This is a genomic window from Pediococcus sp. AC40 (assembly GCF_030252485.1).
GTDB classification, from domain to species: Bacteria; Bacillota; Bacilli; order Lactobacillales; family Lactobacillaceae; genus Pediococcus; species Pediococcus acidilactici.
In genome coordinates, this window is the sequence record NZ_CP127012.1 from 1,951,773 (window position 1) to 1,978,337 (window position 26,565).

The following is a 26,565-nucleotide window of genomic DNA, read 5'->3' on the forward strand; positions in this document are numbered from 1 at the left end:
TCTTTCTTAAATTACAAAGTGCCCTTTTCCCAACGGCCATGGTCTAGGTCATTAGAAATCCGGTTAAACTTATCGTCATCCAACTTAAACAAGAACAGTAAAATCACCCCAGCCAGTGCCAAACAAATTGCCGGGTATAAAGTCATCGCAATCTTAATTCCGTTGAGCGCAGAACCAGTTTGCGTGTGGTTAGCCACGTAACCGGTAATTGCCAACAATCCCGAAGAAACTAACGCCGCAATTGATTGAGCGATTTTCCGTGAGAAGTTAAACGCGGCGTACGTAATTCCTTCTTTACGGGTTCCACTATGCCATTCACCATAATCGATGACGTTAGAAACCATTGCCCAAGTAATTCCGTTCGGGATCGCTAACGCTACGTAACCAATCGTCACGAATAGGATGAAGGTGTACAAATTCGTCGGCAAGAAGAAATTGATTGCGTTAGCCACTGCCCCGATAAATAAGCTCACGATGGCAGTTTTCTTTTGCCCGAAATGTTTGGTTAAGTACGGAACCATGAAGACCCCGGCAACCGAACTGCCCATCATGATGAAGTTAATTATTGGTTGCAAACCGATGTTGCCCAGGTTGTACTGTGCGTAAAAGACCATCATTTGGTTATTAGTGTTCATTGCCGAAATCGTAAACAGCGTCATTAAAACTAACGCGCCCAACGGTCCGTTAGTGAAAACCACCTTAAAGTAGTCCTTCATGCCTTCCTTTTTGGCATCCTCGTCGCGTTTGATATGCAGGTTTTCGCGCGTGCCCAGGAAGCATACTAAGAAACCCAGTACCCCCATTACGCCAAAGATGGCCGCGGAAATGGTATAGCCGTGCAGCGGGTGCCCACCGCTAGTCAATTGCATTAACGGGATAAAAGCCACCCCAGCAATTAATTGGGCCGCTACCGAACCAATTTGCCGGGTGGTGGACATGAAACTCCGGTCCTCCAAGTTCCGGCTCATTACCGAAGCTAGCGATCCATAGGGGTCGTTAGTTAGGGAGTAAAAGACACCCCAAATCATGTACGTTACTAAAGCGTAGGTGATCTTTTGCGTCATGGTTAACCCGCTTGGCATGGTAAAGGTGACTACCGTCATAATTGCTAAAATTACTGCCGATCCCATCATGATCGGCCGGAATTTACCGTGCTTACCACGCTTACGGTTGTCAATTGCCGCACCCACGATGGGATCCATCACCGCGTCAAAAATCTTAGTAAACGCAAAAATTGCCCCGACGACTCCGGCCGCAATGCCGGTTCCATCGATCCAAAACTTAGTTAAATAAGCTTGCCCAAGGTCAAACATGAAGCCGTTCCCCATGTCACCAAATCCGTAAGCAATTTGCTGTGATTTAGGGATTCGCTTGGTGGAGTCGTTGAGTAAAACCACGTGGTCCGGCGCGCTTGAATGTACACTGTCCGCCATATTTTTTACCTCCGTAATTAGTTGTCTTCCAAAAATGTTCGCGTGAACATTTTTGCGCAGACACTACTATTAATTTAAAAATCAAACCCGTATCCTAGATCAACCAAGAAAGTTATGTAGTCCAAATTCACGTGAAAATTAGCTGACTTTCTTACACGGTTATGTTAACACAACCACTATGAAAGCGCTACCTTTTTCTGGCGATAAAAATTATTTGAAACCCTTTTTGCTAAATTAGTATAGCAACTCATAATTTCTTTCCAGACGTGACTTATTTTAGTATTTATTAATTAGCGGAGCTAATCTTAACTTCCCCACTAAAAAACGTTCTCGGATTTCTCCAAGAACGCCCTTGATAAAAATTTTCTAAGCCACAACTTCTAGATTCTTTGAGTCTAATACATTTCCGGAAGCGTCTAACAAGTTGACCGTGACATTTTGACCTGGGGTTGATACCAAGTTAGCGATGTAGTACTTGAATTGACCATTGCCAGGTTCTAAAGGTACGGTGCTCCCTTTAACCCCGTCAACCACTACGTTAACTTGGGCTGCTGCTGACCCAGTGTAGGTGCCGTGAATGTAACCGTCATTGTTACTAATTGAGTATTTATCCAAACCTGTGATCTTACCATCTTTGGATTCTCCTTCGTGCACGGTAACTTCCGTAGCCGGGCTAGTTTCGGTTCCATTTGTTTCCACCACGTGCAAGATTGTGTACGCGTCTTGTGCTGGAATGTCTACGCTAAACGACTTGTCTGATTGTACCAGACCCCTGCCTAATTCCTTACCGTTGGAATCCGTAACGATAATGGTATTACCAGCTTCGTAACCAGTCCCCTTAACTTGCGTGTCGCTGCTAGTTACGGGTTCGTTCACCGTTGGTTTTGGAATGCTTTCTTCTTTATGTTTAACTACCGTCGTGATTGGATCACTCCAGCCTACCCCGGTATTTTGTGAGATCGTCAGGGTTACTCCCTTAGATTGTTTAGGAATTTTTACTTCGTAAATGCCATTTTCGTCTACTGTGCCAGTTCCAATTACTTCGTCTCCAACTTTGACCTGGACTTTGGCTCCCGGCACTCCTTTACCAGTGACTACTTCGTCACTATCATAAACGTCTTCAACGGTTGGTTTTTCATTAATTAGTGTCCAACCAGGATCTAATTGGTGGGTCGGTAAAGTATAACCTGCATTGTAATTACCAATTAAGTCCCAATCAATCACGTCGCCCTTTTTAATTAAGCCAGCGTTGAAATAATAGCTTGAATTATTTTCAGCATCAGGGATTCTAATGCCCGTATCCGTTACTAATTGACCTAAATCGATATTTAACTTAACGTCAAAGTTTGCTCCGATGAACCAACTTTCAGTTGGGTTGATCACTCTAATGGTCGCACCATTATCTTCAACCCGAATGTCGTGGGGATCGTAAGTATGTTCCGAACCGTTATTAAATTTAAAAATTCCGGTTACATAATTATTGAAGTTAGGGGAGTTAACCACTTCTTGTAATTCTTTAGGTACAGAGAATACAATTTCGGTTTGTTCGTCAATCCCGATCCCAAGAGATTTTCCAATGTAATGTAAATCAAGAGTACCCGTGGTAACCGTATTATTACCTTGTAGCTTCAACCCGTTAGCACCTGTACCAGAGATATTTAATTCTCCCTTAGTAACAATTCCAATATCACGTGGAGCTTTTTGATCGTTATGTGCTGGCTTATTAACCTGTTTAGTGACGGTTGCTTGTCCATTATCCTTACTTGCCGCGAAGGCGGTTTGTTCTACCAAAATACTTGTACACACCAAGCTAGTAACTAACCCAGCGGTAATCAGACCTTTTTTCATAGTATACAACTCCCTTACTTTTTATTAATTAAAGCTAACTAACTAATTAACTTGTTTTTTATGATAGCGATTACTATCAAAAGTGTCAATTAATAACCCTTGTGATGAACAAACATGCGCACAAGCACCCGCGTACAGCTAATAACGCATCACACTTAACTAAGTATGTTTATAATATGACTTCAAAATGAACAGTTTGATAATTAATATGCAATTTATATTTTTTTAAATTATTACTATAAAATCCCGTTTTAAAGCCGATGTCTAAAAAAGGGCCCAATTATGGTTCTACAATATCTGTTGTTGGTAATAGAATTATCTATTGCTGATGACAGATTTTTTGTATGCTTAGGTATATAAAAAAACGGACACTCACTGTCCGTTCAGAAAAAATCAACCACGACGAAGATTTTCAGAAAGAAGTGAATGTCCTTATGTGTAATGATACTACTAAGCTTTTGTTAGGTATAGATGATAATCATATAAAAATTAAAAATGGTGCTCGAAAATGTGATGGAGTTATTCGCTTGGAAGGCACTTTAGATTACAAGCCGATGGCTTGTCCCAAATGTGGCATTATGAATAATGGACAGATTATTAGGTATGGGTGGCGGTTGACCACCGTTCGCTTTGCTAAAGCTCTTGGAAATGATACCGTCTTGAAGTTAAAGCGCAGATACTTTCGCTGTAAAGAATGCCAAACTAATTTTCTAGCACAAACCAGTCTAGTTCCCAAGCACTGCACAATTTCTAATCCAACCCGTAAAGCTTGCCTAGAAAAACTTGCTGAACCAGTGTCTTTAAAACATATTGCTAATGAACTTTCGACATCCGACTCCTTTGTTGGACGTCAACTATTACGAGCTGAACGCGATTTTAAGCCAAATTTTCACTGGCTTCCAGAAGTAATCTTGATGGATGAAATCAAAAGTACTAAAACCGCTACTGATGCCATGAGCTTTGAATTCATGGACGCCAAAACTCATAAATTAATTGATATTCTTCCTTTTCGGACTATCCAACGACTAGAAAAACACTTTAAACGTTATGATCTAGCGGCCAGGGAAAATGTCAGAATCATTGTCACAGATATGAACTATACATACCCAAAGTTGACTAGAACTATCTTTCCAAATGCGATTGTCGTCGTAGATAAGTTCCATATCGTCAACGCCCTTAATCGGGCGTTTAATAAGACTAGAGTTCGCATAATGAAAAAATTTGCCCCATCTTCCCGTGAATTTAAAGCACTTAAACGCTATTGGAAATTATTGCTAGTGCCTCATGAGCAGTTAGATTTTGAACAATTTCATAAATGGACTTATTTCCCTTACTGGGTCACCGCCAAAGATATTGTAGATCGGCTGTTAAATCTTGATCCCGCTCTCAATCAAACTTACAACGTCTTAAATAAACTTCAAGCTGCACTTAAACACAAAGATTGGAACAATTACAATGCCGCCTTTTGGAACACCGAAGGTTGTTCTGAAGAAATGCTTAGTACGCTTAAAATGCTTCAAACTCATCATGATGAAATCCATAATACCTTCATTACACAACACTCAAATGGACCTTTAGAAGGATTAAATAATAAAATCAAAGCTATTAAAAGAGCTGGCTTTGGCTACCGAGGTTTTTTTAAGTTTAGGATTAGAGTACTTTACGTTTTCCGCATACATACTAAAAAAGCCCTAATCACCAAGTGATTAGAACTTTCAAAATTTAGTTTACCAACAACAGTTGACGAAGAGCCCCAATTATTCATTAACTAGGTCCTCATTTATTTAAATTTATTAGTAATTAAAGTAAACATCCTCTGTCTTTGTTGGTCGGTTAAATCAACCCAAATAAATAAAATTAGATATGTCAAAGTGTATAATCCGCCATAGATCAAAAATGTAAGTACGTTATTAATGGGATGAAAATACATCACTGCTTCTAGCAACAGGATGCTACCCCCTGGAACTACCGAAACTCTCATAATCCTCCGCCAAAAGCGTGGCATATCCAATGCTACCACCCTCGTATAGTAAATATTAATGTAGAGTCCGTTTCCTAAAATCATGGTAATAAAAGTACCTAACACCGCTCCCACTAGGCCAAATAGTTGGGTAAAGATCACGCTGATGAGCACGTTAATTAATGCTAACGTTAGGTAAACGTAGGATACTCGTTTATATAAGTCCTTCATTCTGATAATTTCCATTCCTACGTTTTGAATTAACGGCGTCAACAATGGAATGATTAATAAAATACCCACTATGTAAGCTTGTTCATATCCTTTTCCTACCCATAATTGGATGAAGTACGTCCCAAAAACAATGAAGCCACCAAAAATATAGCAAACGGCTAGATACTGATAATTCCCCAGCTTAACCACCAAATCATTGAGTTTTTTAGTGCTTTCCTTCTCCTTATTAATTTGGTAAATGTGGGGAATGTAAATTGTTGAAATTGCGGTAGAAATGCTGATAAAAACATTTTTAATCTGGTTAGCCACCCCATAAATTGAAACGTCGCGGGGACCCGAAAAAATTCCGAGTACTACGTTAGGCAGGTTCCAGTTGACCATGTCGACAGCTTCATTAATGAAAATAAATCCTGAGAAGACAAAAATTGCCTTAAAAAGGGATAATTTTAGTTTGTTAAACCAGAAACGCATCCCTAATTTAACGTACGCAAAGTAGATGTTCCACAACAAAAATATCGTGGTAATCACCACCTGAATGGCTACCACAATTACCGTATTACTAGTAAAAAAAAGAAATGGTACCGTAACTAGCGGTACCGCTAAATTCAATAAAATTTCTCGCGATTTTAAAAAGGTAAATTCTTCCTTCGCAGAAATATAACAATCAAAAACTACCGAAGGAAAGGTTAAGCTAACATTAATAATCAACAATGTCATCAGGTGTTTCATCGTTAGTAATTCAGCACCATTAAAGGTCCGCCCAAAAATTAATGCTACGTTTTTTTGGAGGATCATCCCGAGAATGATGGATAAAATTCCCAGTGAGAAAAAGATCACCATGTAAATGCCATTCAAACGTTTAATTCCGTCTTCGTCTTCTTTGGAATAAAACTTTATGTATGCTGCTGAAAACCCCAAGTGCAACGTAAATAACATTGTCATTATCGAAGTGGTCATTTGGTACAAACCATAATTAGTTTGTCCTAAGCTTCGTATTAGAAAGGGAGTATATAGCACCGTCGATAAATTCTTAACCACAATGTTGACGTAGGACAGAAATACACCAATTTTTCTTTGTGACATGGTTACCCCCACCTACGTTCTTTCTTTAATAACTTTTGCCGGATTACCGCCAATCACACTGTACGGAGGGTAGGTTTTTCCCACCACTACCGATCCTGCTGCAACTACGCTGCCTTTTTGGATAACTGCTCCAGGCAAAATAATCACCCTTCCACCAATCCAAACGTCGTCTTCAATAATTACCCGTTTTTTGACGGCTTTGCCATTTAACAGTAACGTATCCCGATCCGTAATCTTATGGTTTTGGGTCCAGATTGCAACTTCAGGCCCCATCATTACGTTATCTCCGATAATTACTGAATCGGCCGCAACAATCATACTACGATCACCAATGCTAGATTCCTTACCCAAGGAAATATTGCTTAAGTACGAAAGCCGAACGTGGGGCCGGATATTAGCATTATCCCCTACAAACGCGAACAAATGCCTTGCAACGGCATTTTTTAGCTTCCGAAATTTTCTTTCCAACCTCTTTAGACGATAAGGCACGAACAATTTATTTACTATTAAAAATAAAACTGTATAGACTGCTCTCATTTTTAGTTCCCGTCAAATTTCTTAATTTCTGCAATTAATTTTTTATTTACCAAATTACTATCATACTTTTGGGCCGTTGCCATGGCGTTTTCTCCCATAGCCTTTTGCTGCGCGGCATCTAAAGCATAAAATTTCTTAATCTTATTTTCTAAGTCAGATTGACTGCCCGGTTTGAAGAGCAAGCCGTTATAACCATCTCTAGTATACGTCTTAATCCCACCAAAATCGCTTCCAATTACCGGAGTTCCACAAGCCATGGCCTCTAATCCAACCAACCCTAAACTTTCTCCAGCCCTTGTGCTAGGAAAAACGAATACGTTTAGCTTATTGTAAATTTTTACTAGTTCCGCTTGGCTGAGCATTTGAATTTTTTCGACATCTTGTTTAATTCCCAGATCTTTAATTAATTGCACGGCATCGGCATCTTGCGCGCCGCCACCCACCATAACTAATTTAGCGTTGGGAATCTCTGCTTTTACCTTTTTAAAAGCCTTCAAAAGGATATCCCAACCCTTTTCTGCGTCAATACGGCTAACGTAGCCAATGTAGAAATGGTCGGTACTTTTTTCAACTTCCTGTTTCTTAAAGAGGTTACGGTTTACCCCAGAAGACGGCGAAACAAAAATAGGAATCTTCCCGTACTTATTTTCAACTACTTCTTTGAAGTAGGCAGAGGGCACTACCGTTAGATCTGCCTTCTTAACTATTTTTTTGGTCAAAAAATTAGTCTTTTCTTCCAACCTTTTTTCAGGAGTGACGTCGCTGCCATGAACGTTAACGATCAAAGGAACCTTCCGATTGAAGAACTTTCCTAAAAGAATCGGTGGCACGTTGTATCCAGCGTAGTGTACGTAAACTAAACTATACTTTCCCGAAACGTAATTGAAGAAAACCCGCAGATAAAAAATCAGGTAGCCTAATTCCTTTAAAAACTTACTTTGTTTTTTCTTTAAAGCGACCACTTTCACTTCTTGTGTTTGCGATAATTCTTGCACGAAATTTTTTACGAAAACCCCATAATTAGGGAATTCCCTTGAAGGATACATATTTGAAACTACTAATATCAATTTAGGTTCTCCTTTAATAATTCAAGTAACTATTTGAATAATCTGTTTAAAGCACTAGCGTTTTTAAACTTAATCCAGATGTAAGTCAGCACTAAACTACTGCCGACCAAAAATAAGTAACGAGTTTCCCACCATCGGTTTAAGTACGGTACCCGGTTGACTACCCGAATTGCAAAAATGTGAACGTAGTAAATAGTTAATGAATTTTTGGACAGCCAGATTAGCCATTTCGGATTAACTTTTTCAAAATATTTATTCACTATGGTAGTAACCGTGAAAAGCAACAACGAAATCCCTGCTCCATAGGCTACGTATTGCAGTTCAGGCGGAAACTTGAAGGTCTCCACTCCAAAATCGCTACGCAAGTAACCCAGCATTATATAAACAAGAAGAAACACACCAGCTAGCACCAAATTTTGCTTTTTAGACTGTTTTAAGGCGACCATGCCTAAATACGCCAATAATCCGTACGCCACAATCCCCAAAACTACGCTTACGAAAGTGCTAAAGAAAGTGGAACTATACTGGTCATATAACCAACTTAGTAGCGTAATTAACACTACTCCACCTACCATAAATTTTTTACTTTGCTTTTTTTCAAACATCTTTTTTAAAAATGGTAAAAAGATTGCTACTTCAAAGAAAATCAAGAAAATCCAAGTATACCCAATCCCGTGGTTTGTTGACATCAAGAAAGACGCCATCATTTTTGAAAACGAGTAAGGAAAACCGTCTTTCGTAACCAAAGTAAACAACCAGATACTAATGAAATATAGAATTAAAAAACCCCAAGTTGGGATAATTAACCGCCTAAAACGTTTTAACAAATAGGTTCCGTAGCGTTCGTCCGAGTGTCTGCTAGATGATATAAAATAACTTGACCCCATAAGAATCGTCATTAGGGGTACGTCAAACGCTCTAGCTTGGAAAACCAAGTTTGACGGATCAATATGCGCCAATATAATGAGCAAAATTGCTAATGCCCTCAAAAAATCTATTCGTAAGTCTCTTTGCATCCTGCTTCTCCATCTGATAAATAGTTAACTACCAAATAATATCTTGTTAATTTTTAACTTCTGAGCAACCACGTAGACCAGGAGCGGCATTACCAGCCCCGCCAATATTCCTACTAGCACGTTAATACCAACGTTTTGAATATTGAGTTTCAACAATACTATTCGCGTAGGCGCCGTAAAAAAGACGTGCAACAGGTATATCGGCATTGTTCTTTGTCCCAAATATTGTAGCCACCCCATATGTGGAACCTGCATAAATAATTTAATGAAGAAAAATGCGCTGGTGATTCCTGCTAATGGAATTAATAATGACGTCGCCAACTCGTAGTTCATTTCCAAACAGTAGCTATAGACGGCATATAACGGAAGCGCCATGAGGGCGAGCCTTAGCAAACTGTCCCTTTGAATTTGGTCTTTTATTTCTTTAAAATAGGTTCCCACGTAAAAAGCAATGAAGTATGGAAAAAAGTTGTTTAGAATCCAAAAGTTGGGAAAAACCAATCCCAAAATAAAACCACTCCCGATAACCAGCATTTGCGTTCGTTGTCTTAATTTTTGAATAGCTGCAAAGAAAACAAAGTACCAAAACAGATAATACAAAAACCAAAAATGCCATTTAGGAGAAACTAAAATTGTGTATATGAACGAAAAATCAGCCCGATGATTAACATAGGAACTTCCCAAGATGTTCAATAAACCATACACAATTGACCAAATAAAGTACGGTACCAGCAAAGCTTTCACCTTTAATAGAAACTTTTTTTCTTTTTTAAGCCAGGAATTAGCAAATAGTCCGCTTGCCAAGAAGAACGCTGAAAGAGCGACTCCTTTAGTAAGGGTTGTGATTAAAACGTAAATAAAGCCACTATAATGCGCTTCGTAATGCATTCCGTCCATAACGTGGAACGCCACCACGCTAATTACACTAAAAGCTTTTAGATAATCAATCCAATCAATTCTCTTTTTAATCATCATTTTCTCCAAATTTATTATCAGTAAAGTATGCTAACGCAACTGCCAAAATCGTGGTGGTCATTGCGTTAAAGATTACGTGTCCAGCAATTAAGCTATACACTATGAATACAACTAGCATTATTTTTACGGGATTTTTCTTACTATTAAGTATATTAAATAAACTTTCCTTGAAGTAGGTGATGTAGGCTACTATCCCAACTAAACCGTAAGAAAAATACAAATCAAACCAGTCCATCTCGGTGACCCGGCGTCCGGCTCCAAAGAAAGGCTTATCTAATCTAATGTAGTAGCCGCCCCCAAAAAGATGTAAAAAGAGGGAGTTATCTGCCCTATTGATTGATTTAAATGTTTTTTCAAGAAAAACTGATCGGCTGCTCGTAATGAATTTCAGCAGATTTCCGTCAAACAAATCAAAAAAGTACTGATTCCGCTGAATAAATAATGTAACTTCTTTAGCGAATCCTTGATAAATAAATGGTGAAAGTACCACAATTAGCACCGACAACAGTTCGGCTAGTATTCGACGCTGTTTTTTAGTAATTACTTTCCGTAAAACGAAAAATGAACGAGGCAAAAAATAAATTAGGTAAATCACCCCTACCAAGATTCCCGTTTTCGTCGTGGTTATAATCTCTGCCATGACCAAGCTTAGTAATATTAGTACGAACTGCACCCCATTTTTTAAGTTACCCTTTTTAAAAAAGGCCAAAGCACGTTGTCCAGTGTAAAAAGTAAATATAACCAAAATTCCCACTAGCGAATTAATTTCAACGAAGAAGCCTTTGCTCCCGACCCCAGTGCCGTGCCCTACCATTACGAATCCTGTTCCTTGGTAATCATACGTTATATACCCTGTATGAAACAAAGTTGGTGTAATAATTAGCACCGCATATAAGATTGCATATGTTGTCAACAGTTTGACTAATTCAGCTTTTCTAATATCCTTTCGGACAAGTGCTACGTAAAAATACGCGTAGTATAAGGGGGTGATAATTATTCTAGTCGTTGTCTTTAAATCACTTTTAAAAGCCGTAATATCTCCATGAAAAAAAATAAATTGAAACATGGTCAACCCAATGTATAGTAGCAATAGGAATAGTAATTCAAAGCTTTGCTTGTGCAAGTACTTACCCGTGCAAAAAATGTACACCAAAATTAATAAACCCAACCCAGCACGATATATATCGGAAATGTGATGCCCCAACAGAAGACCATTCAAACTTTCCACGATTGGCATGATAACTAGGAGAAATAAGATGACCTTATTCAAAGAAATTGTGCTTTTTGAATCGACCATTATTTCACCTTATAAATTGTTTTGGCCTCTAAAATATCGGAAATCTGTTCCTTGAAATAGATTTTTTTGCCAAAAATTACGTAAAAAATAACTAGCAGGTAATAAAGCACAAAAAAGATTGTAAATAAGGAGATTAGATACACTTTTTTATTGATTTTGACTACCCGATTTGTTTTGTTGGCGACTGAAACTAAGGTCAATTTATTTGTGTCTAAGATCTTAGGAATGTATTTTACCGACTCTTTAGCTAACGCATTAACTAATTTAATACTGTCTTCTGGATTAGATGCAGAAGCTTGAATAACAATTACTTGAGAATCCTTTCCAATACTAACTGACAAATGATTTTTTAATTTATCGGTAGTGATTTTCTCCTTGCCGTGATATTTACTCTTAACTTTTTCTAAGAAACTGTTTGAAGACATTAACTGGCTATAAGTATTTGCATATTTCATGGTGAAAGTTTCTGAATTTCCCCTTTTAGGAGTTACCAGAACTTGGCTTTCGGCCATATAATTTTCAGGAACTAACTTGCTATAAAACTTCAATCCCACCAAACAAGTTAGCGCAGTTAAGATAACCACTGGGATTAAAAATTTGGCTAAGACAACTTTAAGTGTTTTTCTTGTAGTTTTGATACCTCCGAACTCCTTCCCATCAATCAAAAAAGTACTGGAGCTAAAAACTCTAGCTCATTCTTTTTACTCTCTTCATCAATATTTCGTATGATTTTTTTAGCCATTCCCTTAGTGTGGATTGCCACTACGGCCCGTTTTTGTTTTTTTAATAAATATGGTGCCTGCTCAAAGATGTTATCCCGATATTTAACTAGTACGACGTCAAAGTCGGTATATTGTGTGATGGAATTTTTCTCACTGCTGATCAGTATTTTGGTAAACTCCTTCGGGTTGTCGGCTACCTCAGTCGCCTTAACATAGTCAATCGACTCCCACTGGTATCCTGGAGCATCCAAATTATCCTCGCGCGACGTTTTTCCAAAATTCCAATCAATAATTAGTATTTTTTCAAATTCTTTTCGGAAGCATTCCGCAACCAAACCAACAAACTGGTCATATCTTTCAACTTGACCTACTGGTACCATGCTAATAACGTTTTGGTTTTCTTCGTAAACTATATTTGTATTTGCAATTACGTCATCAACTAGATCATTAGCAACGGTTCTTAAACTTGTTTTTGCCACTTAAATTTCTCCCTAAACATCGAAATTAAGAATTTTACATTCCCAAAAAAGTATCGCTTAAATAAGCGTTTGGGTTCTTGTAAAAAGCGGTACATCCATTCCATATTTGTTTTTCTAACCCATTTTGGAGCCCTTTTAATATAGCCAGACAAAACATCAAAGCTTCCACCGACTCCCATGAAAATAGCGTTATTGCCTTGTTTCATGAAGTAATCAATTAAGTACTCCTTAGTGGGTGAACTAATCCCGATAAATACCAAATCCGGATGAGCTTCTTTCAGCTCGTTTGAAATATTTTGCCATTCATCCTTACCAAAATATCCGTCCCGATACCCCACTATTTGTAACTGTGGATATTTTCCCTTCGTCCTGTCTACTAAAGTGCTTACCACTGCATGTTTAGCACCCAGAAAGTATACGGAAAAACCATATTTTTCTGCCATTTCCAGTAGATCTTGCATGAGGTCGATGCCCGCAACCCGTTCGGGGATTGATTTATTCAAAAACTTGGCCGCCATAATCAAAGAAACTCCATCGGCGTTAATAATATCGGCATTTTTAACGATCTCATCATATTGCTTATCTTTTCCTAAGCCGTTAACTTTATCCGCATTCATTCCTAAAAGGTGGGTAGGGACCTTATTAACTATTTTTTCCCGCACCAATTCCACCGTTTGTTTAGTGGTTAGTGGGTCAACGCTAATCCCAAATAAATTTACACGCTTCATTCTTAGTACGCCCCCTTAGGAAAAATCATCTGAACCACCGTTTTCCAGATGATTTCCAAATCAAAAAGTATGCTTCTTTTTTGGATGTACTCCAGGTCTAAGTCCACCATTTCGTCAAAATCCAACTCGTTTCGCCCGCTAATTTGCCATAAACCCGAGCATCCCGGACGAACGCGAAGTCGCTGAAGATCTCGTTTTGAATATGCCGCAACTTCGTTTACTAACGGGGGCCGCGGACCAATCAGGCTCATGTCCCCAATTAAAACGTTGTACAGTTGGGGGAGTTCATCCAAGCTGCGTTTTCTAATGAAATGACCCACTCGGGTAACGCGGGGGTCGTTTTTTAACTTAAACATGGCACCTTTAACGTCATTTTGGCTTTTCAACTTTGCTAGCTCTTCCTCAGCATTAACTCGCATGGAACGGAACTTGTATATTTTGAAATACTTGCCATTCTTCCCTACTCGCACTTGAGTGAAAATTATTGGACCGCGGGGATCCTCTAATTTAATAGCGATGGCAATGATTAGAAATACTGGCGATAAGATAGCCATCCCTAAACCAGCGCCGATAACATCCGAGAGACGCTTTACCACGCTATACAAGCTCAAATCTGCAACTTCCATTTTCATGTTCATAAAGGTTCACCGTCCTTACACGTTATACGGGCTTGAATTAGTAAAACTATATGAACCTTTAAGCCAGAAAACATCGCCAGCCTCGACCATTAAACTAGTGTCATATAGCAAGCGGAAGTACGTTTTGTTCACGGGAGCTTCCACGACTTGAATCATCTCTACCCCATCAGCTAGAGACATTTTTTTATAGCCATCCAAGCTAACCACCAGCCAATCTGAAGATCCTTCCTTATTCAGCATAATTTGGCTACTTAGGCCATATTGTTCATGAGCACCACTCCGGTAAGTTTGCGTACCAATTGGTTGCCATCCCTCGATTTCAGAATTAGGAATCGAAAACTGATCGTAGTATTGTCCGTTAGTCTGTAGCCCACTATATTCAATAATGTATGCGGGTTCTTTAACTTGAAATTCGACCTTCACCTTTATTTCAGATCCCTTAACGACGTACGTGACCTTCTCTTCCACAATTTTTCGTGGATAACTTATGTGGGTATTGCTAGCTTCCACTAGATTAGTTGTCACTAATGTAATGGGTTTATCAACGACCATGTTGCTGAGGTCATTTTTAATCGGTGTATTACCAATAAAGACATCTAATCTTACAAATTCAGCGGTTGGATCGCCCTCCCCATTGTTAGTCCCATGGTTACCACCCGTTAATTTATTTCCATTGTTAGGGATGTCGATATCGTTTTTGGCAACTATCCAATATGGGGAAATCCAATCCGTGATTGGTGAGATAATTTGGTTTTCGGCCGTCAAATCACTTTCTTGAATTTCAACCAAACTTTTAGGTACGATATAAACCTCTGCTAATGAAAAAATCTGGTTTATTCCGAATCTCTGAAAGGCAAAGCCAATTGAACTGCCCTCACCATATTCACCGTAAATCGTGACTTGTTCCTCTTTAAACGTGACTTTATTCAAAATTCCACCTGCTATCCTTTTTATAAACGCCGCTATGTACAACACAAAACGAACGTTTTACGGATAATCAAAAACATAAAAAAAAGAACCATTTTTTAGAGAAATTTCTCTAAAAAATGGTTCTGATGGCGGTCTTTTGCCGTTTTTTAAGAACTACGTAAAACGTTCATTTTATGTATAAAACACCTCAAAAAATTTACGACGTTAATTTGATACCATTATGTTATTACAGATACGATAAAAAGTAAACACGAGATCTAACGACTTCTCCGCCTTTTTACATCCGATTCCCGCAGAGTATTGTATACAGACGTGGTGCCCACACTACACAATTCCGCTATTTTAATCACGGTTAAATCAGTCTCTTTGTATAGCTTCAATATTTTTTCCTTAACTTCCTCGCTAAGGGGTGGACGACCCAATCTCTTCCCATTCAACCTTGCCTGCGCTAAGCCTTCTTTGGTCCGTTGCCTAATACTGTTCAGCTCAAACTCGGCAAAAGACGCCAGTATCTGGTATTGTAGCACTCCAACTGGAGTGGAAGTGTCAAACTGCTCCTTAATGCTAACTACTTCAATACCGTTGCTATTTAAATTTTCAATGATTTGGATGGCTTTACTTGAATGCCGTCCCAATCGGTCTAATTTATAAATATAAAAACGGACTTTAAATTTTTTTGCCACGTATCTTTTAGAACTTTCAATTGCTTTTAGCATTTGGTCGTGGTCATCCTTGCTTCCACTGACTTCCTCGTAAAATACCTTATCACATCCCGCCTCTTTTAATGCCCTAATTTGAAGTTCAAGACCTAAAACCTGGCGTTCGACAGTCGAAACCCTTGCATATCCAATATTTATTTCCTTCTTCATGGATATCTTTTCCCCCAACACTTAGTAACATCTAGCTTTTTAAGAATGTGATATTTACATACCTTAAAAGCGTACTCACAGAAATATTAATAACCTAGAAAATCTATTTAATTGTTTTGGTAATTGCATCTAAAATCCGAGTTGCTGCGTGACCATCGCCGTACGGATTTTGGGCTTGGGCCATTTCTGCGTATTTTGCCGGATCATTTAAGAGGTCACTCATTTGCTTCTTAACTGCTTGTGGATCAGTTCCCACTAATTTCAATGTTCCGGCCGCAACCCCTTCTGGCCGCTCCGTCGTGTCCCGTAGTACTAGAACCGGTTTACCTAGTGAAGGAGCCTCTTCTTGAACACCACCCGAGTCCGTCATGATTAAATAACTGCGGGCCGCAATATTATGAAAATCAAGGACATCTAACGGCGCGACCAACTTAATCCGGGGATCATTGCCCAATTCGGCTTCCGCCATTTGTTGTACCTTAGGGTTCAGGTGGACTGGGAAAATAACCTCTACGTCGGGGGTTTCATCCACTGCCTGCCGGATGGCTTTGAAAACTCGTTGCATAGGCGCCCCTTGGTTTTCACGACGATGCATGGTTACCAAAATAATTCGGCGATTCTCACTAATTTCTTCTAAAATTTCGTTATGGTAATCTTCGCTAACGGTGTCCTTAAGGGCATCAATTGCGGTATTTCCGGTGACAAAAATTTGATTTTCGGGGTGATTTTCTCGGAGTAAATTATCCCGACTAGTTGTGGTTGGCGCGAAGTAAAGGTCCGTCAGCACGTCCGTCATCTGGCGGTTTAATTCTTCAGGGAATGGCGAGTACTTATTCCAAGTTCTCAATCCCGCTTCTACATGGCCTACCGGAATTTGGTGATAAAAAGCACTTAGTCCCGCAGAAAATGTAGTGGTGGTGTCCCCGTGTACCAAAATCAAATCAGGGCGGTCCTCCTGCAAAATTTTATCCATCCTCAAAAGAACCTTGCTAGTGATGCTGCTTAGAGTTTGGTCCTTTTGCATAATGTTCAAATCATAATCTGGCTTAATTTTAAAAATCTGCAAGACTTGATCCAGCATTTCTCGGTGTTGTCCGGTAACTACCGTAATCGGAGCGAACCGCTCATCGTGTGTCATCGCTTTAACTACGGGAGCCATTTTAATCGCTTCTGGACGAGTCCCGAAAATGCTCATCACTTTGATTTTCTTCATAAATTTTTCCTCCTTGTTTACCAAACTTTATTATCCATCGCGAATCCCGTTCGAATACCTCGAAATGCTATATAAAAAAGCCACCAATCTAAATTAGTTAGCGGTTTCATCACAGTATTAAGAGGCAAAAAAGTACAGCCGAGATTGCTTTTAGCATAGTAGCATGACTTATAGCTTTTTACAAACATAACTATAACGCGATTTTTAGCACAAAAAATGAATGATATTAAACAAATTCATTGGTAAGTGTTTTACTCACTTAATTTACACCAAAAACCTGCTCGTGAACGTTAAACTTTATTATTTTTTGAAATTTAGAAATTTTTTTAGTTTTAATTTCCCTTTGCTATAAAATAAAACTAATGCAATTAATTGTTATTAATTAATGTGAACTCTCATAAAATAATAAAAATAAATTTCTGCCTCTTTTTAATTACTCTCTCCGTATTCCTAATAATTCAGCTGTTGTATTAAAACAAGATAATTTTTCACTCTGCTTTAACACTCTATAAAGATCCTAGAATACAAATTAACTAAGTTAACTTGAATAATTATTTAAGTAGTAAATGTGCGCTATTATTTTCCAACCAAAACATTTGTTATAGATACTTTCTTAAAGAGATTAATTTCTAATAGTTCAAAAAACAATAAAAAAGGAGAATACTCAAAAAAGCATTCTCCGTTCAGCAATTTTATCTAATTAGTACTTGCTGTTTTAGTTAATTTAACGTCCGTAGTCTTGTATTTTCCGCTATGGTAGTAACCGATCTTAACGGTATCGCCAACCTTATGCTTATATAGCGCTTCGCGAAGTTCGGCCGTATCCTTGATTGATTTTCCATCAACCTTCGTCACCACATCGTACTTCTTCAAGCCCGCAGTCTTTGCCGGACCTGAATCTACCGACATGATTACCGATCCGCCCGTTACGCTGCTAGGCAATTTTAAGATTGATTTTTGTTGATCTGAAGAGATTGCCGTTAAATCTACCAACGTTACTCCTAGCGCCGGACGATTAATTTTACCGTTCTTCACTAATTCGTCGATTACAGAAACCACTTCGTTAGATGGAATGGCGAAGCCCATCCCCTCTACCGAAGTTGAGCTACCGCTTGAAGAAAGCTTCATCGAATTAATTCCAATGACTTGGCCCGCCAAGTTAATTAACGGACCACCAGAGTTACCAGCGTTAATTGCAGCGTCAGTTTGAATAACCGTTGCTTCGCCAGTACCTTGGCCATTGCTATTTGACGTTTCAATGGTCCGCTTCTTCGCTGAAATGATTCCTTGCGTCAAGGAAGTTGCGTATTCCGAACCTAGTGGTGAACCAATTGCCAACGCAGTCTCTCCGACTTTAATGTTGTCAGAATCACCAAAACTTGCCACGGTGGTTACCGGAGCAGAGTTAATCTTGAGGACTGCTAGGTCGGTTACGCTATCAGTTCCCACAATTTTAGCGGGTAGCTTCTTTCCGTTGCTCATGATAACTTCAAGCGAATTTGAACCGCTGACCACGTGGTTATTCGTAACGATGTACGCGGTGTCGCCACTCTTCTTATAAATTACCCCGGACCCTTCCGAAGCCGTTTGAAGCTTATCAGAAGAAGACTTGCTTGACGAGGACTCACTGCCCCCAAAAATTGAGTTTAAAATATTGTCGGTGTCGCCCGTATTTTCTTTTTGCAAATTAATTACGGAAACTACGGAATCCTTTACCGTAGAAAATGCTTTTGAAGATTGACTGCTAACGTTAACCTTCACGTTGCTTGTCTGAGTTTCCCCTGATTTATTTGAACCAGTTGGAACTGCCGTAATGGTAGCTTCCATCCGATTTTGTACAAAACTTGCACCACCATAGGCAACCCCACCACCAAGCAAACCTGCAATGGCAGCCGTGATAATAATCTTATTATTTTTCATAACACGTCGCGGATTCCCGCTCCCTCCTCATACAATATTCCCGTTACGGCCTATTATAGCCTGTAATTTATGTTATTTGTATGAATTTACTCGGTAAATTTCCTAAAAGGTTAAAAATTAGATTAAAGCCAGCGGGTCCGCTTTTTCATGGTCCGTATCTAGAATTTCAAAATCGTGGCCAACTGCTAAATCATGGTTTTGCATCATGGAACTCACCGTTAAATGGGCCAACTCCTTCATGTTGTTATGCAAACTCAAGTGACCTAAGTAAATTTTCTTAGTACGGTTGCCAATTACATCCATGAGCGCGTTGGCACCGTCTTCGTTGGATAAATGACCGTGATCGCCCATGATTCGTTGCTTAAGGGGCCACGGGTACCCGCCCATCCGCAACATTTCCGTATCGTGATTTACTTCAAACAAGTAGCCGTCGGCATTGCGAATTGTGCCCGCAACCCGGTCCGACACGTATCCCGTATCCGTTAATATCACGAACGATTTTCCCGCGTGATGAAATTCGTAAAATTGCGGTTCGGCAGCGTCATGTGACACCGCAAAACTTTCAATATCCAAGTCATCCAAAGACTTAGTCGTATTGGGATCAAAAATGTACTTTTGTTCGGTAGGAATTTTACCGACCTTATTTTTAATGGCATCCCAAGTTCCCCGGTTTGCGTAAACGTTGATCCCGTACTTTCGAGCTAACACCCCGACACTTTGAATGTGATCAGAATGTTCGTGAGTGACAAATAAGGAGTCCACCTCATGAATATCCCGACCGACACTTTCCATTAACCCGGCAATTTTCTTGCCGCTCAAGCCTGCATCTACCAGCACCTTATGTTCGGGTGTTTCAATGTAGGTAACGTTTCCGGTGCTTCCACTGGAAAGCACGCTAACTTTCAAACCCTCTTCGCTCATCTTGTGACCTTCCTACTTAAAATTTAATCCATTAACAATAATTTATGCGTTCATACTATTTGTTGATGCAGTACCGTCCTCTGCAGATCCAGCACTCGTGCCGCTCGCATCCGTAGCAGCTGCTTTATCCGTGGTTTTAGCCTTCTTTACTGGGGTTTGTCCGTCTTTTTTGATCAACACTCCCGAAAAGGCATTAATTCGTTTAACTTCAATATTAGCACTATTTTTGTTTTTGATCCCAATTACCCAAGTAGGCACGTAAACTGCACCTTCATCAGTGCTTAGCAACCTCGTGTATCCCAAATTAGCCCACTCAATTTTGGAACTATTTGGAATTTCGTTGTATTGGTAAAGCAGGGTGACCGCCCGCGATTGGCTAATCAATTCGCTTTCTTCACGAAGCTGTTTTTTAGCTACCAAATGACCTTGCACGTAGCCGGTAACTTGATTACTGGTATTTACGTAAAAAATAAGCTGGCCGTCCTTAGAATATACCGGGCGTTGGTCAATCATCTGCGTGTAAACCACTTGCGTATCGCTGCTTAAGTTCGCATTATACTGATACTGCGTGCCAGCAATTACGTTTTCCCGATCCTTTAAAAAGCGGTCTAAAGCCTTCTGGGGATCTTGGGGATCGATGGTAAATGGATCGGTGATCGTGCTATACAACTTATTATCAACCACGCGCGCATTTTGCCCAGTAAGGTGCTTAATGTCGCCCTTGAGGGAAGTGTCCACTTTGCTTTGGGCGTAATACCCTTCCTTTTTCTTGTTAGAAAGTGGCATATACGTGATCTGGTCGTTACGCATCTCTTTTAAAATGGACGTGCTCGCACTAGTATTTGACGACGTAACCGTGCCCGATTCCATTTGGTATTGCCAGTAGGAACCGAATAAATAGGCGTTTAAGATGGCAAAAACCACGATGAAGATTACTTCAATTCTCTTAAAATCCATTTCGTTCCTCCTTAGCTAGCCAAATTTTGGTAGGCCGTCCATTCACCACGATAATTAACGTACCACGTTGGTTCCAGTTCTATCGTCGTGTTGGCTGCTACTTTACCTGCCCATTGATACCCAATTTCAATATCTTTGATATCTTTAGGGTTAATTCCTTGGTAACTAAGCTGATTTAGTACTTCTTCAGTCGTAGGCAGCTGTTTGGTACCTCCCTTAGAAGGAACTGGCACCTGTAAGTTGTAAATTGAAAAGGACGTTGTCAGTTCGTTGGATTGTCGGGCAACCTTAATCGTGCCTAAACCATCCTCATTGAAAATCGGGAACCCGGCGACGTAATCGCGGAATTCCGCCTGCCGTTTAGCCAATTGGAAATCAAAGTAACGCACGTTGGTATCAGCTTGCACTCCCAGTTGTTTCATCTGCAAGAAACTCTTCTCGATATTATCATTCAGGCTATTTCCGCCACCATTTCCGCCCGCATTATTAAAGGTTACCTGACCATTATTACGGACAAGGAGGCGTTTCGTGTTGTCGTTAGTCACGTACACCACTCCGTCCTTGGTTTTTTTGGTATCAATTGAGTCAGCATCCGTGTTGGTCAACAAGTTGGCCGTAAATACGCTGCTGCTTTCCTCGTTAATCAAAAAGCTGTTGTATGGTACCGCAGGGGCCTTATAGTAATCGTTGATCAGCCGGTGATTCATGACCGTTTCTTTAACTGCATAAACCTGGTCATTTCCCTGCACTAGTTGTCGTAAATTCTTTAAGTTCTGCCTGCTGACTTTAATTTGATAAACGTCGTAAGTTTTATCATTAAGTAAGAAAAACTCGTTTCGTTTATCTAGATTAATCACCACTTGGCTAATTTCATAATTGGAATTTAACTTCTGATCGTAAACTCCATTGAAAATTTGCGTGGTAATGTTGCTAGGATATTTCAGCATTACGCTACGATCCATGGTGGCGTAATCCATAAACCGTTCCTTATTGCCACGTGATACTCGCGTGGAACTTTCCAAACGCCATTTACTAATCTCGGCCACGGTCATTTTTGGTAAATTTTTCTTAGAATTATTAATTAATTGTTGTTTGTCACGATTGGTGTAAATAATTTGAGTAGGCAAAATTACGTCGCTCATGTCCCGTTTAACTTGGTTGGACTGAACTTTTTCGTTTGCAATATGGTGTGAGCCACCGTAACGAGCCGGATTCGTCCAAATTAACCACGAAAGGCTAATGCTCATAATCGCTAAAATTGCTAAAAGCGCGTGGCGAATAATGCGCCGGGTCTTCGTATCCTTCATTATTCCCAAGCATCCCCTTCCTCAAACGGTTCGTACGGTAGCGAAATGTAGAAGGTCGAACCTTCACCTTCACGACTTTCTACCCAAATCCGGCCACCGTGCATTTGGACCACTTCCTTGGAAATTGCTAGACCTAGCCCAGTACCGCCTTGTGCTCTAGACCGTGCTTTATCAACCCGATAAAAACGGTCAAAGACGTGACTAATCGCTTCTTTTGGAATTCCAAGTCCTTGGTCAGTAATGCTCATGATTACGTGGTTATGGGTCTCAACCAGCCGACAAGTGATTACCCCGCCATCTGGAGAATACTTGATGGCGTTATTCATAATGTTATCCAACACTTGTTGAATTTTATCCGTATCCACTTCAACCCAGATATCTCGCCGGGTGAAATCCCGTTTAATGGTGTAATTTTTCTCCGATTTTTCCCCATTCTTCAAAATCATATCAAAACGATCCAGAATATGGTTAAACAACTCGTTTAAATTAACGTATTCTTTATCTAACCGCGCCGTCCCCAAGTCCATTCGGGACAGATTTAGCAGGTCGTTAATCATCCGCATCATCCGGTCGGTTTCTTCTTGGGTAACTTTCAAGAAGTTTGGCGCGACGTCCGGATCCTTCCAAGCCCCATCGACAAGTGCTTCAATGTAGCTCTTCATGCTGGTCAGCGGAGTCCGTAACTCATGTGAAACGTTAGATACGAAACGTTTCCGGTCTTGGTCAATTTTTTGTTGTTCAGTAACGTCATGAAGCACGCAAACTAACCCACTAATAAACCCGGATTCCCGTTGAATCAGGGCAAAGGAGGCGTGCAAAATCAAATCCTGTTCATCGTTAGACAAATCTAACACTTCGGGATCTTGATTTTCCAGTAAATCACGCAGCGTTACCGAACCACGTAAGTCTAAAATGTCTAAAATTGACTTGCCCACAATTTGGTCGTTTTCCAAATTCAAAAAGTCCGTTGCCATTTCGTTGACGATCGTTATTCGGCCCCGGCGATCCGTCGCCAGCACCCCGTCGGTCATATAACCCAAGACTGAATCTAACCGCCGCCGTTCTGATTCAGTCAATTCTTGCGATTCTTCAACCCGAACCGACAAATCGTTAACGGCTGCAGCAAGTTGGCCAAGTTCATCGTCACCGTAAATCTGGACTTGTCCGGAGTAATCTCCCCGGGCAATTTGCATGGTCCGTTGCCGCATTTCTTCAATTGGTCGCGTAATCGCCCGCGCAATTAAAACCGCAAGGAAAAGGCCAATCGTAATCGCAATTAGAGCCGCCACCACGAAAATAAGCGTAATGTTATTCACATTTTGGTAAACCGACTCTAAGTTGGCCCGAATGTAAACAACACCCGTCAAATTATTGGTGGCTCCCGACGTGTTAATGAGGGGAACAACCGAAATAAAATAACGCGTGTTATTCGTTTTATTATAAGAAATTTGTTGGTAACTGCGGGTGTTATAAATAACGTCCTTGACGTTCCGGTCGGTAGTTTTTTGTCCGACCATGCTCCGATCGGCATTATTACTAGTCCCGCGAATAACTCCCTTAGCATCAATTACTCGAATTTCCGTGATGTTTTGGTTATTAATATTGCCAATAATGTCCGCAATTTGGTCGTTCGCCTTTTTCGTGTTGCTGCGCTCAAGTTGCGCGCTAATTTCATTTTCCACGTACGGTTGGAGTTGGACTTGCGACTTGAACTGGCTTAAGTTTTGCGTCTCCAATTGACGCACAAAAATAACTCCAACGACTTCCAACGTTACCACCAGCAACATTGCAAACACTAGAGCTATTTTAAAATTGATTGATCTAAAAAAATTTGTTCGCTTATTCATTTAAACTCCCCGAGTTCTAACTAATTGATTAGTTAAGGAAACAAATCGGCAATTGCGTGCCTAAAAGAGGCCAGCCTGCTTAGCCATGGGGATCCTTACCGAATTCCGGTAACTAAGTTTTACTGGTCAAATGTTATTAATCGTGATGTGCGTTAGCAACCGTTTAGTTGGCGTTTGAGTCGTTCGCTGAGTCAGGTCAGGCATCATAACTCGTTCCATAGTTAAATGGGCGCTACTTCCACTTACATTGCGATGGTGCAGCGACCGATATTTTTCTGTTAAATTAGTTGAAATGAGTTTTGCAACCCGATTTCTTGCGGTTAACCAAATTTCGCTGCTGCATAGCCAAAACAAGCTCCAGCCCTCAGCACTTCCCGGTTAACCAAATTCTACTGCTGCATAGCCGAAACATGTTCAAGTCTCCCAGCCTTCTGCGGTTAACCAAATTTCACTGCTGCATAGCCAAAACAAGCTCCAGCCCTCAGCTCTTTCCGGTTAACCAAATTCTACTGCTGCATAGCCGAAACATGTTCAAGTCTCCCAGCCTTCTGCGGTTAACCAAATTTTAGACCCAATCGCTGTCGCGATTAAGTCTAAAATCCAGTTAATCCTCAAAGACTACCCGGGATAATTGAACACTCTAGTCTGTTTCCGGATTCCTCAAGTAATATCCTACTCCTCGACGGGTTACCAAAATTTGCGGATTACTTGGTGTTTCCTCAATTTTTTCGCGCAGCCGCCGCACCGTTACGTCGACCGTCCGCACGTCGCCAAAGTAATCGTAGCCCCACACCGTTTGTAAGAGATGTTCCCGGGTCATCACTTGGTCCGTATGTTGTGCCAAATAATGTAGCAATTCAAATTCCCGGTGCGTCAAATCTAATTGCGCACCGTCCCGAGTTACCGAATACGAATCCGAATTAATTACTAGTGGGCCAATCTTAATGTTATTTTTTACTTCTTCATTGCTTTGTTGGAATTGATCCTGCCGACGCAAGTTAGCTTTTACCCGCGCTACCAGTTCCCGATTGGAGAACGGCTTGGTAACGTAGTCATCCGCACCAAGTTCCAATCCAACAACCTTATCCAATTCCGAATCCTTAGCGGTTACCATAATGATTGGGATGTTATGTTTGGCCCGCACTTGGCGAGCAACTTCTAACCCATCAATTTTTGGCAACATTAAGTCTAATAGGATTAGGTCCGGTTCCTCGGACTCTACTTTTTCTAGCGCTTCTTCGCCGTCATAAGCAGTTACCACATCGTAACCTTCCTTATCTAAATTAAACTTGACGATGTCGGAAATTGGTTTTTCATCATCTACTACTAAAATTTTTGGCATGTTTGCCCTCCTCAGAAGATATATCTGCCATTAGTTGTAAGAAGTTGGGACAGACACTTAATTAATTTTCAAACGTTTGGTCACCGGCTTAGTGCTTCAATTTCACATTAAGCTACCGTCAACCAAATTTACTAATCCGATTTTGTCCATATAAATACAAATTCAAAAAAAGTTGCGGATTTTTTTGCCATTTTTTAGGCAAAGGTCTATCCCATTCGTTTCTGTCAATTATACCACATGCGCTCAAATTTGAATGATAACGCTCTCGTAGCCCCTTATTAGCTAAAATTTCACTTTTTTTAACTTTTTTTGAAAAAAATTCAAAAAAAGTGTTGTCATGATTTTTTTTTCATGCTACTATATTTAAGTCGAGTTGATGAGGACATCAATCACATGGGTGGTTAGCTCAGCTGGCAGAGCAACGGACTCTTAATCCGTGGGTCCAGGGTTCGATCCCCTGACCACCCATTACATAGACACACTAATCAGCAATCACGCTGCGTCAGGCCGTGGTTGCTGATTTTTTTGTTGTCTACATTTTTCTCTTTAACAAAAAACCAGCAATTAATTTGAAGTGCTGGTTTTTTGTGCTCAAATTTTTTTGGACTATATCTCTATTTTATTTATAGAGTTTTAGATTTCTAAATCACTAGCGATCAAGTACTGGCAAATCTTTGATCTTCTTTGCTGGCACTCCGCCAAAGATAGCATTATCAGGGACGTCCTTATTGACTACGGCTCCGGCCGCAATAATTGTATTGTTGCCAATCTTTATCCCAGGAAGAATAGTGACGTTTCCTCCAATCCACACATCATTTCCAACCTCAATAGGTCTGGTAGTGGAAATAACATAGGAATTCCCATCTGAGCGCTTTCCAAAACGTTTGCTCGCATCAATCGAATGCTCACCACAATAAAACTTAACGTCCGGTCCAATTAATACCCGATCACCAATGGTGACCAAATTAGCATCCAAAAAATTGGCATTAGCGTTTATTAATACATCATTTCCCAGTCGCATATGTTTTCCGTACGTAACTCGAAAAGGACTCATTATGGTTACATTTTCGCCCACGTCTGCAAATAATTTCTTAAACAATGCCATTCTTTTACTAGAATCCTGAGTCTGATTAATTTCTTTCGTCACATTCTGGGCATTCTGGATCATTGTTTGAATTTCGGGATCCCGGTAATCATAGCCTTTTCCCGCTAACAATTTTTCATGTTCGCTTAGCAGGTGTACAC

Annotated in this window: 23 protein-coding genes and 1 tRNA gene; 2 read left to right on the plus strand and 22 right to left on the minus strand. The window is 40.1% G+C overall.

From position 1 onward, the window contains the following. Positions 1–11: 11 nt before the first annotated feature. Together NL111_RS09615 and NL111_RS09620 are read right to left on the minus strand one after the other, a co-directional pair. A complete protein-coding gene (locus NL111_RS09615) occupies positions 12–1,433 on the minus strand; it encodes a glycoside-pentoside-hexuronide (GPH):cation symporter (RefSeq protein ID WP_285110231.1) in 1,422 nt (473 codons plus the stop codon). A 366-nt stretch (positions 1,434–1,799) separates the two neighbouring features. After that, positions 1,800–3,281 carry an Ig-like domain-containing protein gene (locus NL111_RS09620; RefSeq protein ID WP_285110232.1) on the minus strand — a complete coding sequence of 494 codons (1,482 nt, stop codon included), beginning with the start codon at positions 3,279–3,281 and terminating at the stop codon, positions 1,800–1,802. 434 nt (positions 3,282–3,715) lie between these two features. Between NL111_RS09620 and NL111_RS09625 the strand changes: the two genes are divergently transcribed. Then, positions 3,716–4,987, plus strand: coding sequence for an ISL3 family transposase (locus NL111_RS09625; protein WP_502929582.1), 1,272 nt, complete (start codon positions 3,716–3,718; stop codon positions 4,985–4,987). A 74-nt stretch (positions 4,988–5,061) separates the two neighbouring features. On the opposite strand, the gene NL111_RS09630 is transcribed toward NL111_RS09625, so the two are convergent. The 19 genes from NL111_RS09630 to yycF form a co-directional block, all read right to left on the minus strand. Beyond that, complete coding sequence (locus NL111_RS09630; RefSeq protein ID WP_285110233.1) at positions 5,062–6,555, minus strand: lipopolysaccharide biosynthesis protein; 1,494 nt, start codon at positions 6,553–6,555, stop codon at positions 5,062–5,064. Between the two features lie 12 nt (positions 6,556–6,567). Then, on the minus strand, positions 6,568–7,023 hold the full coding sequence (locus tag NL111_RS09635) for an acyltransferase (RefSeq protein WP_226887976.1): 456 nt from the start codon (positions 7,021–7,023) through the stop codon (positions 6,568–6,570). 71 nt (positions 7,024–7,094) lie between these two features. Beyond that, on the minus strand, positions 7,095–8,087 hold the full coding sequence (locus NL111_RS09640; RefSeq protein ID WP_285110235.1) for a glycosyltransferase family 4 protein: 993 nt from the start codon (positions 8,085–8,087) through the stop codon (positions 7,095–7,097). 101 nt (positions 8,088–8,188) lie between these two features. Then, the gene (locus tag NL111_RS09645) at positions 8,189–9,175 is read right to left on the minus strand and encodes an acyltransferase family protein (protein WP_002832602.1); all 987 of its coding nucleotides are present in this window, start codon (positions 9,173–9,175) and stop codon (positions 8,189–8,191) included. Positions 9,176–9,199: 24 nt separating this feature from the next. Next, a complete protein-coding gene (locus tag NL111_RS09650) occupies positions 9,200–10,147 on the minus strand; it encodes an acyltransferase family protein (protein ID WP_002832603.1) in 948 nt (315 codons plus the stop codon). Continuing rightward, positions 10,140–11,447 carry an O-antigen ligase family protein gene (locus NL111_RS09655; protein WP_002832605.1) on the minus strand — a complete coding sequence of 436 codons (1,308 nt, stop codon included), beginning with the start codon at positions 11,445–11,447 and terminating at the stop codon, positions 10,140–10,142. Before NL111_RS09655 ends, NL111_RS09650 begins: the two co-directional genes overlap by 8 nt. After that, on the minus strand, positions 11,447–12,112 hold the full coding sequence (locus NL111_RS09660; protein WP_002832606.1) for a YveK family protein: 666 nt from the start codon (positions 12,110–12,112) through the stop codon (positions 11,447–11,449). The genes NL111_RS09655 and NL111_RS09660 overlap by 1 nt, the downstream gene beginning before the upstream one ends. Further along, positions 12,109–12,648: a hypothetical protein gene (locus tag NL111_RS09665; RefSeq protein WP_271900730.1), complete on the minus strand. Its 540-nt coding sequence runs from the start codon at positions 12,646–12,648 to the stop codon at positions 12,109–12,111. The genes NL111_RS09660 and NL111_RS09665 overlap by 4 nt, the downstream gene beginning before the upstream one ends. Further along, positions 12,630–13,376, minus strand: coding sequence for a WecB/TagA/CpsF family glycosyltransferase (locus NL111_RS09670; protein ID WP_271900728.1), 747 nt, complete (start codon positions 13,374–13,376; stop codon positions 12,630–12,632). The genes NL111_RS09665 and NL111_RS09670 overlap by 19 nt, the downstream gene beginning before the upstream one ends. Before the next feature lie 2 nt (positions 13,377–13,378). Further along, on the minus strand, positions 13,379–14,014 hold the full coding sequence (locus NL111_RS09675) for a sugar transferase (protein WP_002832609.1): 636 nt from the start codon (positions 14,012–14,014) through the stop codon (positions 13,379–13,381). 15 nt (positions 14,015–14,029) lie between these two features. Then, positions 14,030–14,944 carry a hypothetical protein gene (locus tag NL111_RS09680; protein ID WP_271900726.1) on the minus strand — a complete coding sequence of 305 codons (915 nt, stop codon included), beginning with the start codon at positions 14,942–14,944 and terminating at the stop codon, positions 14,030–14,032. A gap of 257 nt (positions 14,945–15,201) precedes the next feature. Next, on the minus strand, positions 15,202–15,813 hold the full coding sequence (locus NL111_RS09685; protein WP_285110236.1) for a recombinase family protein: 612 nt from the start codon (positions 15,811–15,813) through the stop codon (positions 15,202–15,204). A gap of 103 nt (positions 15,814–15,916) precedes the next feature. Next, on the minus strand, positions 15,917–17,026 hold the full coding sequence (wecB, locus tag NL111_RS09690) for a non-hydrolyzing UDP-N-acetylglucosamine 2-epimerase (RefSeq protein ID WP_285110237.1): 1,110 nt from the start codon (positions 17,024–17,026) through the stop codon (positions 15,917–15,919). Positions 17,027–17,722: 696 nt separating this feature from the next. Further along, positions 17,723–18,946 carry a S1C family serine protease gene (locus tag NL111_RS09695; protein ID WP_285110238.1) on the minus strand — a complete coding sequence of 408 codons (1,224 nt, stop codon included), beginning with the start codon at positions 18,944–18,946 and terminating at the stop codon, positions 17,723–17,725. Between the two features lie 117 nt (positions 18,947–19,063). Next, positions 19,064–19,867: an MBL fold metallo-hydrolase gene (locus NL111_RS09700; protein ID WP_002829398.1), complete on the minus strand. Its 804-nt coding sequence runs from the start codon at positions 19,865–19,867 to the stop codon at positions 19,064–19,066. A gap of 42 nt (positions 19,868–19,909) precedes the next feature. Next, the gene (locus NL111_RS09705) at positions 19,910–20,824 is read right to left on the minus strand and encodes a two-component system regulatory protein YycI (RefSeq protein ID WP_285110239.1); all 915 of its coding nucleotides are present in this window, start codon (positions 20,822–20,824) and stop codon (positions 19,910–19,912) included. Between the two features lie 11 nt (positions 20,825–20,835). Continuing rightward, positions 20,836–22,131 carry a YycH family regulatory protein gene (locus NL111_RS09710; protein ID WP_002832615.1) on the minus strand — a complete coding sequence of 432 codons (1,296 nt, stop codon included), beginning with the start codon at positions 22,129–22,131 and terminating at the stop codon, positions 20,836–20,838. Next, positions 22,131–23,978, minus strand: a complete 1,848-nt coding sequence (gene walK, locus NL111_RS09715; RefSeq protein WP_285110240.1) for a cell wall metabolism sensor histidine kinase WalK — start codon at positions 23,976–23,978, stop codon at positions 22,131–22,133. The genes NL111_RS09710 and walK overlap by 1 nt, the downstream gene beginning before the upstream one ends. Before the next feature lie 640 nt (positions 23,979–24,618). Next, positions 24,619–25,320, minus strand: coding sequence for a response regulator YycF (gene yycF, locus NL111_RS09720; protein WP_002829394.1), 702 nt, complete (start codon positions 25,318–25,320; stop codon positions 24,619–24,621). A gap of 395 nt (positions 25,321–25,715) precedes the next feature. On the opposite strand from yycF, the gene NL111_RS09725 reads away from it, so the two are divergent. Next, positions 25,716–25,788: transfer RNA gene (locus tag NL111_RS09725), tRNA-Lys, on the plus strand. Positions 25,789–25,969: 181 nt separating this feature from the next. On the opposite strand, the gene NL111_RS09730 is transcribed toward NL111_RS09725, so the two are convergent. Then, positions 25,970–26,557, minus strand: coding sequence for a sugar O-acetyltransferase (locus tag NL111_RS09730; protein ID WP_502929584.1), 588 nt, complete (start codon positions 26,555–26,557; stop codon positions 25,970–25,972). Between the last annotated feature and the right edge of the window lie 8 nt (positions 26,558–26,565).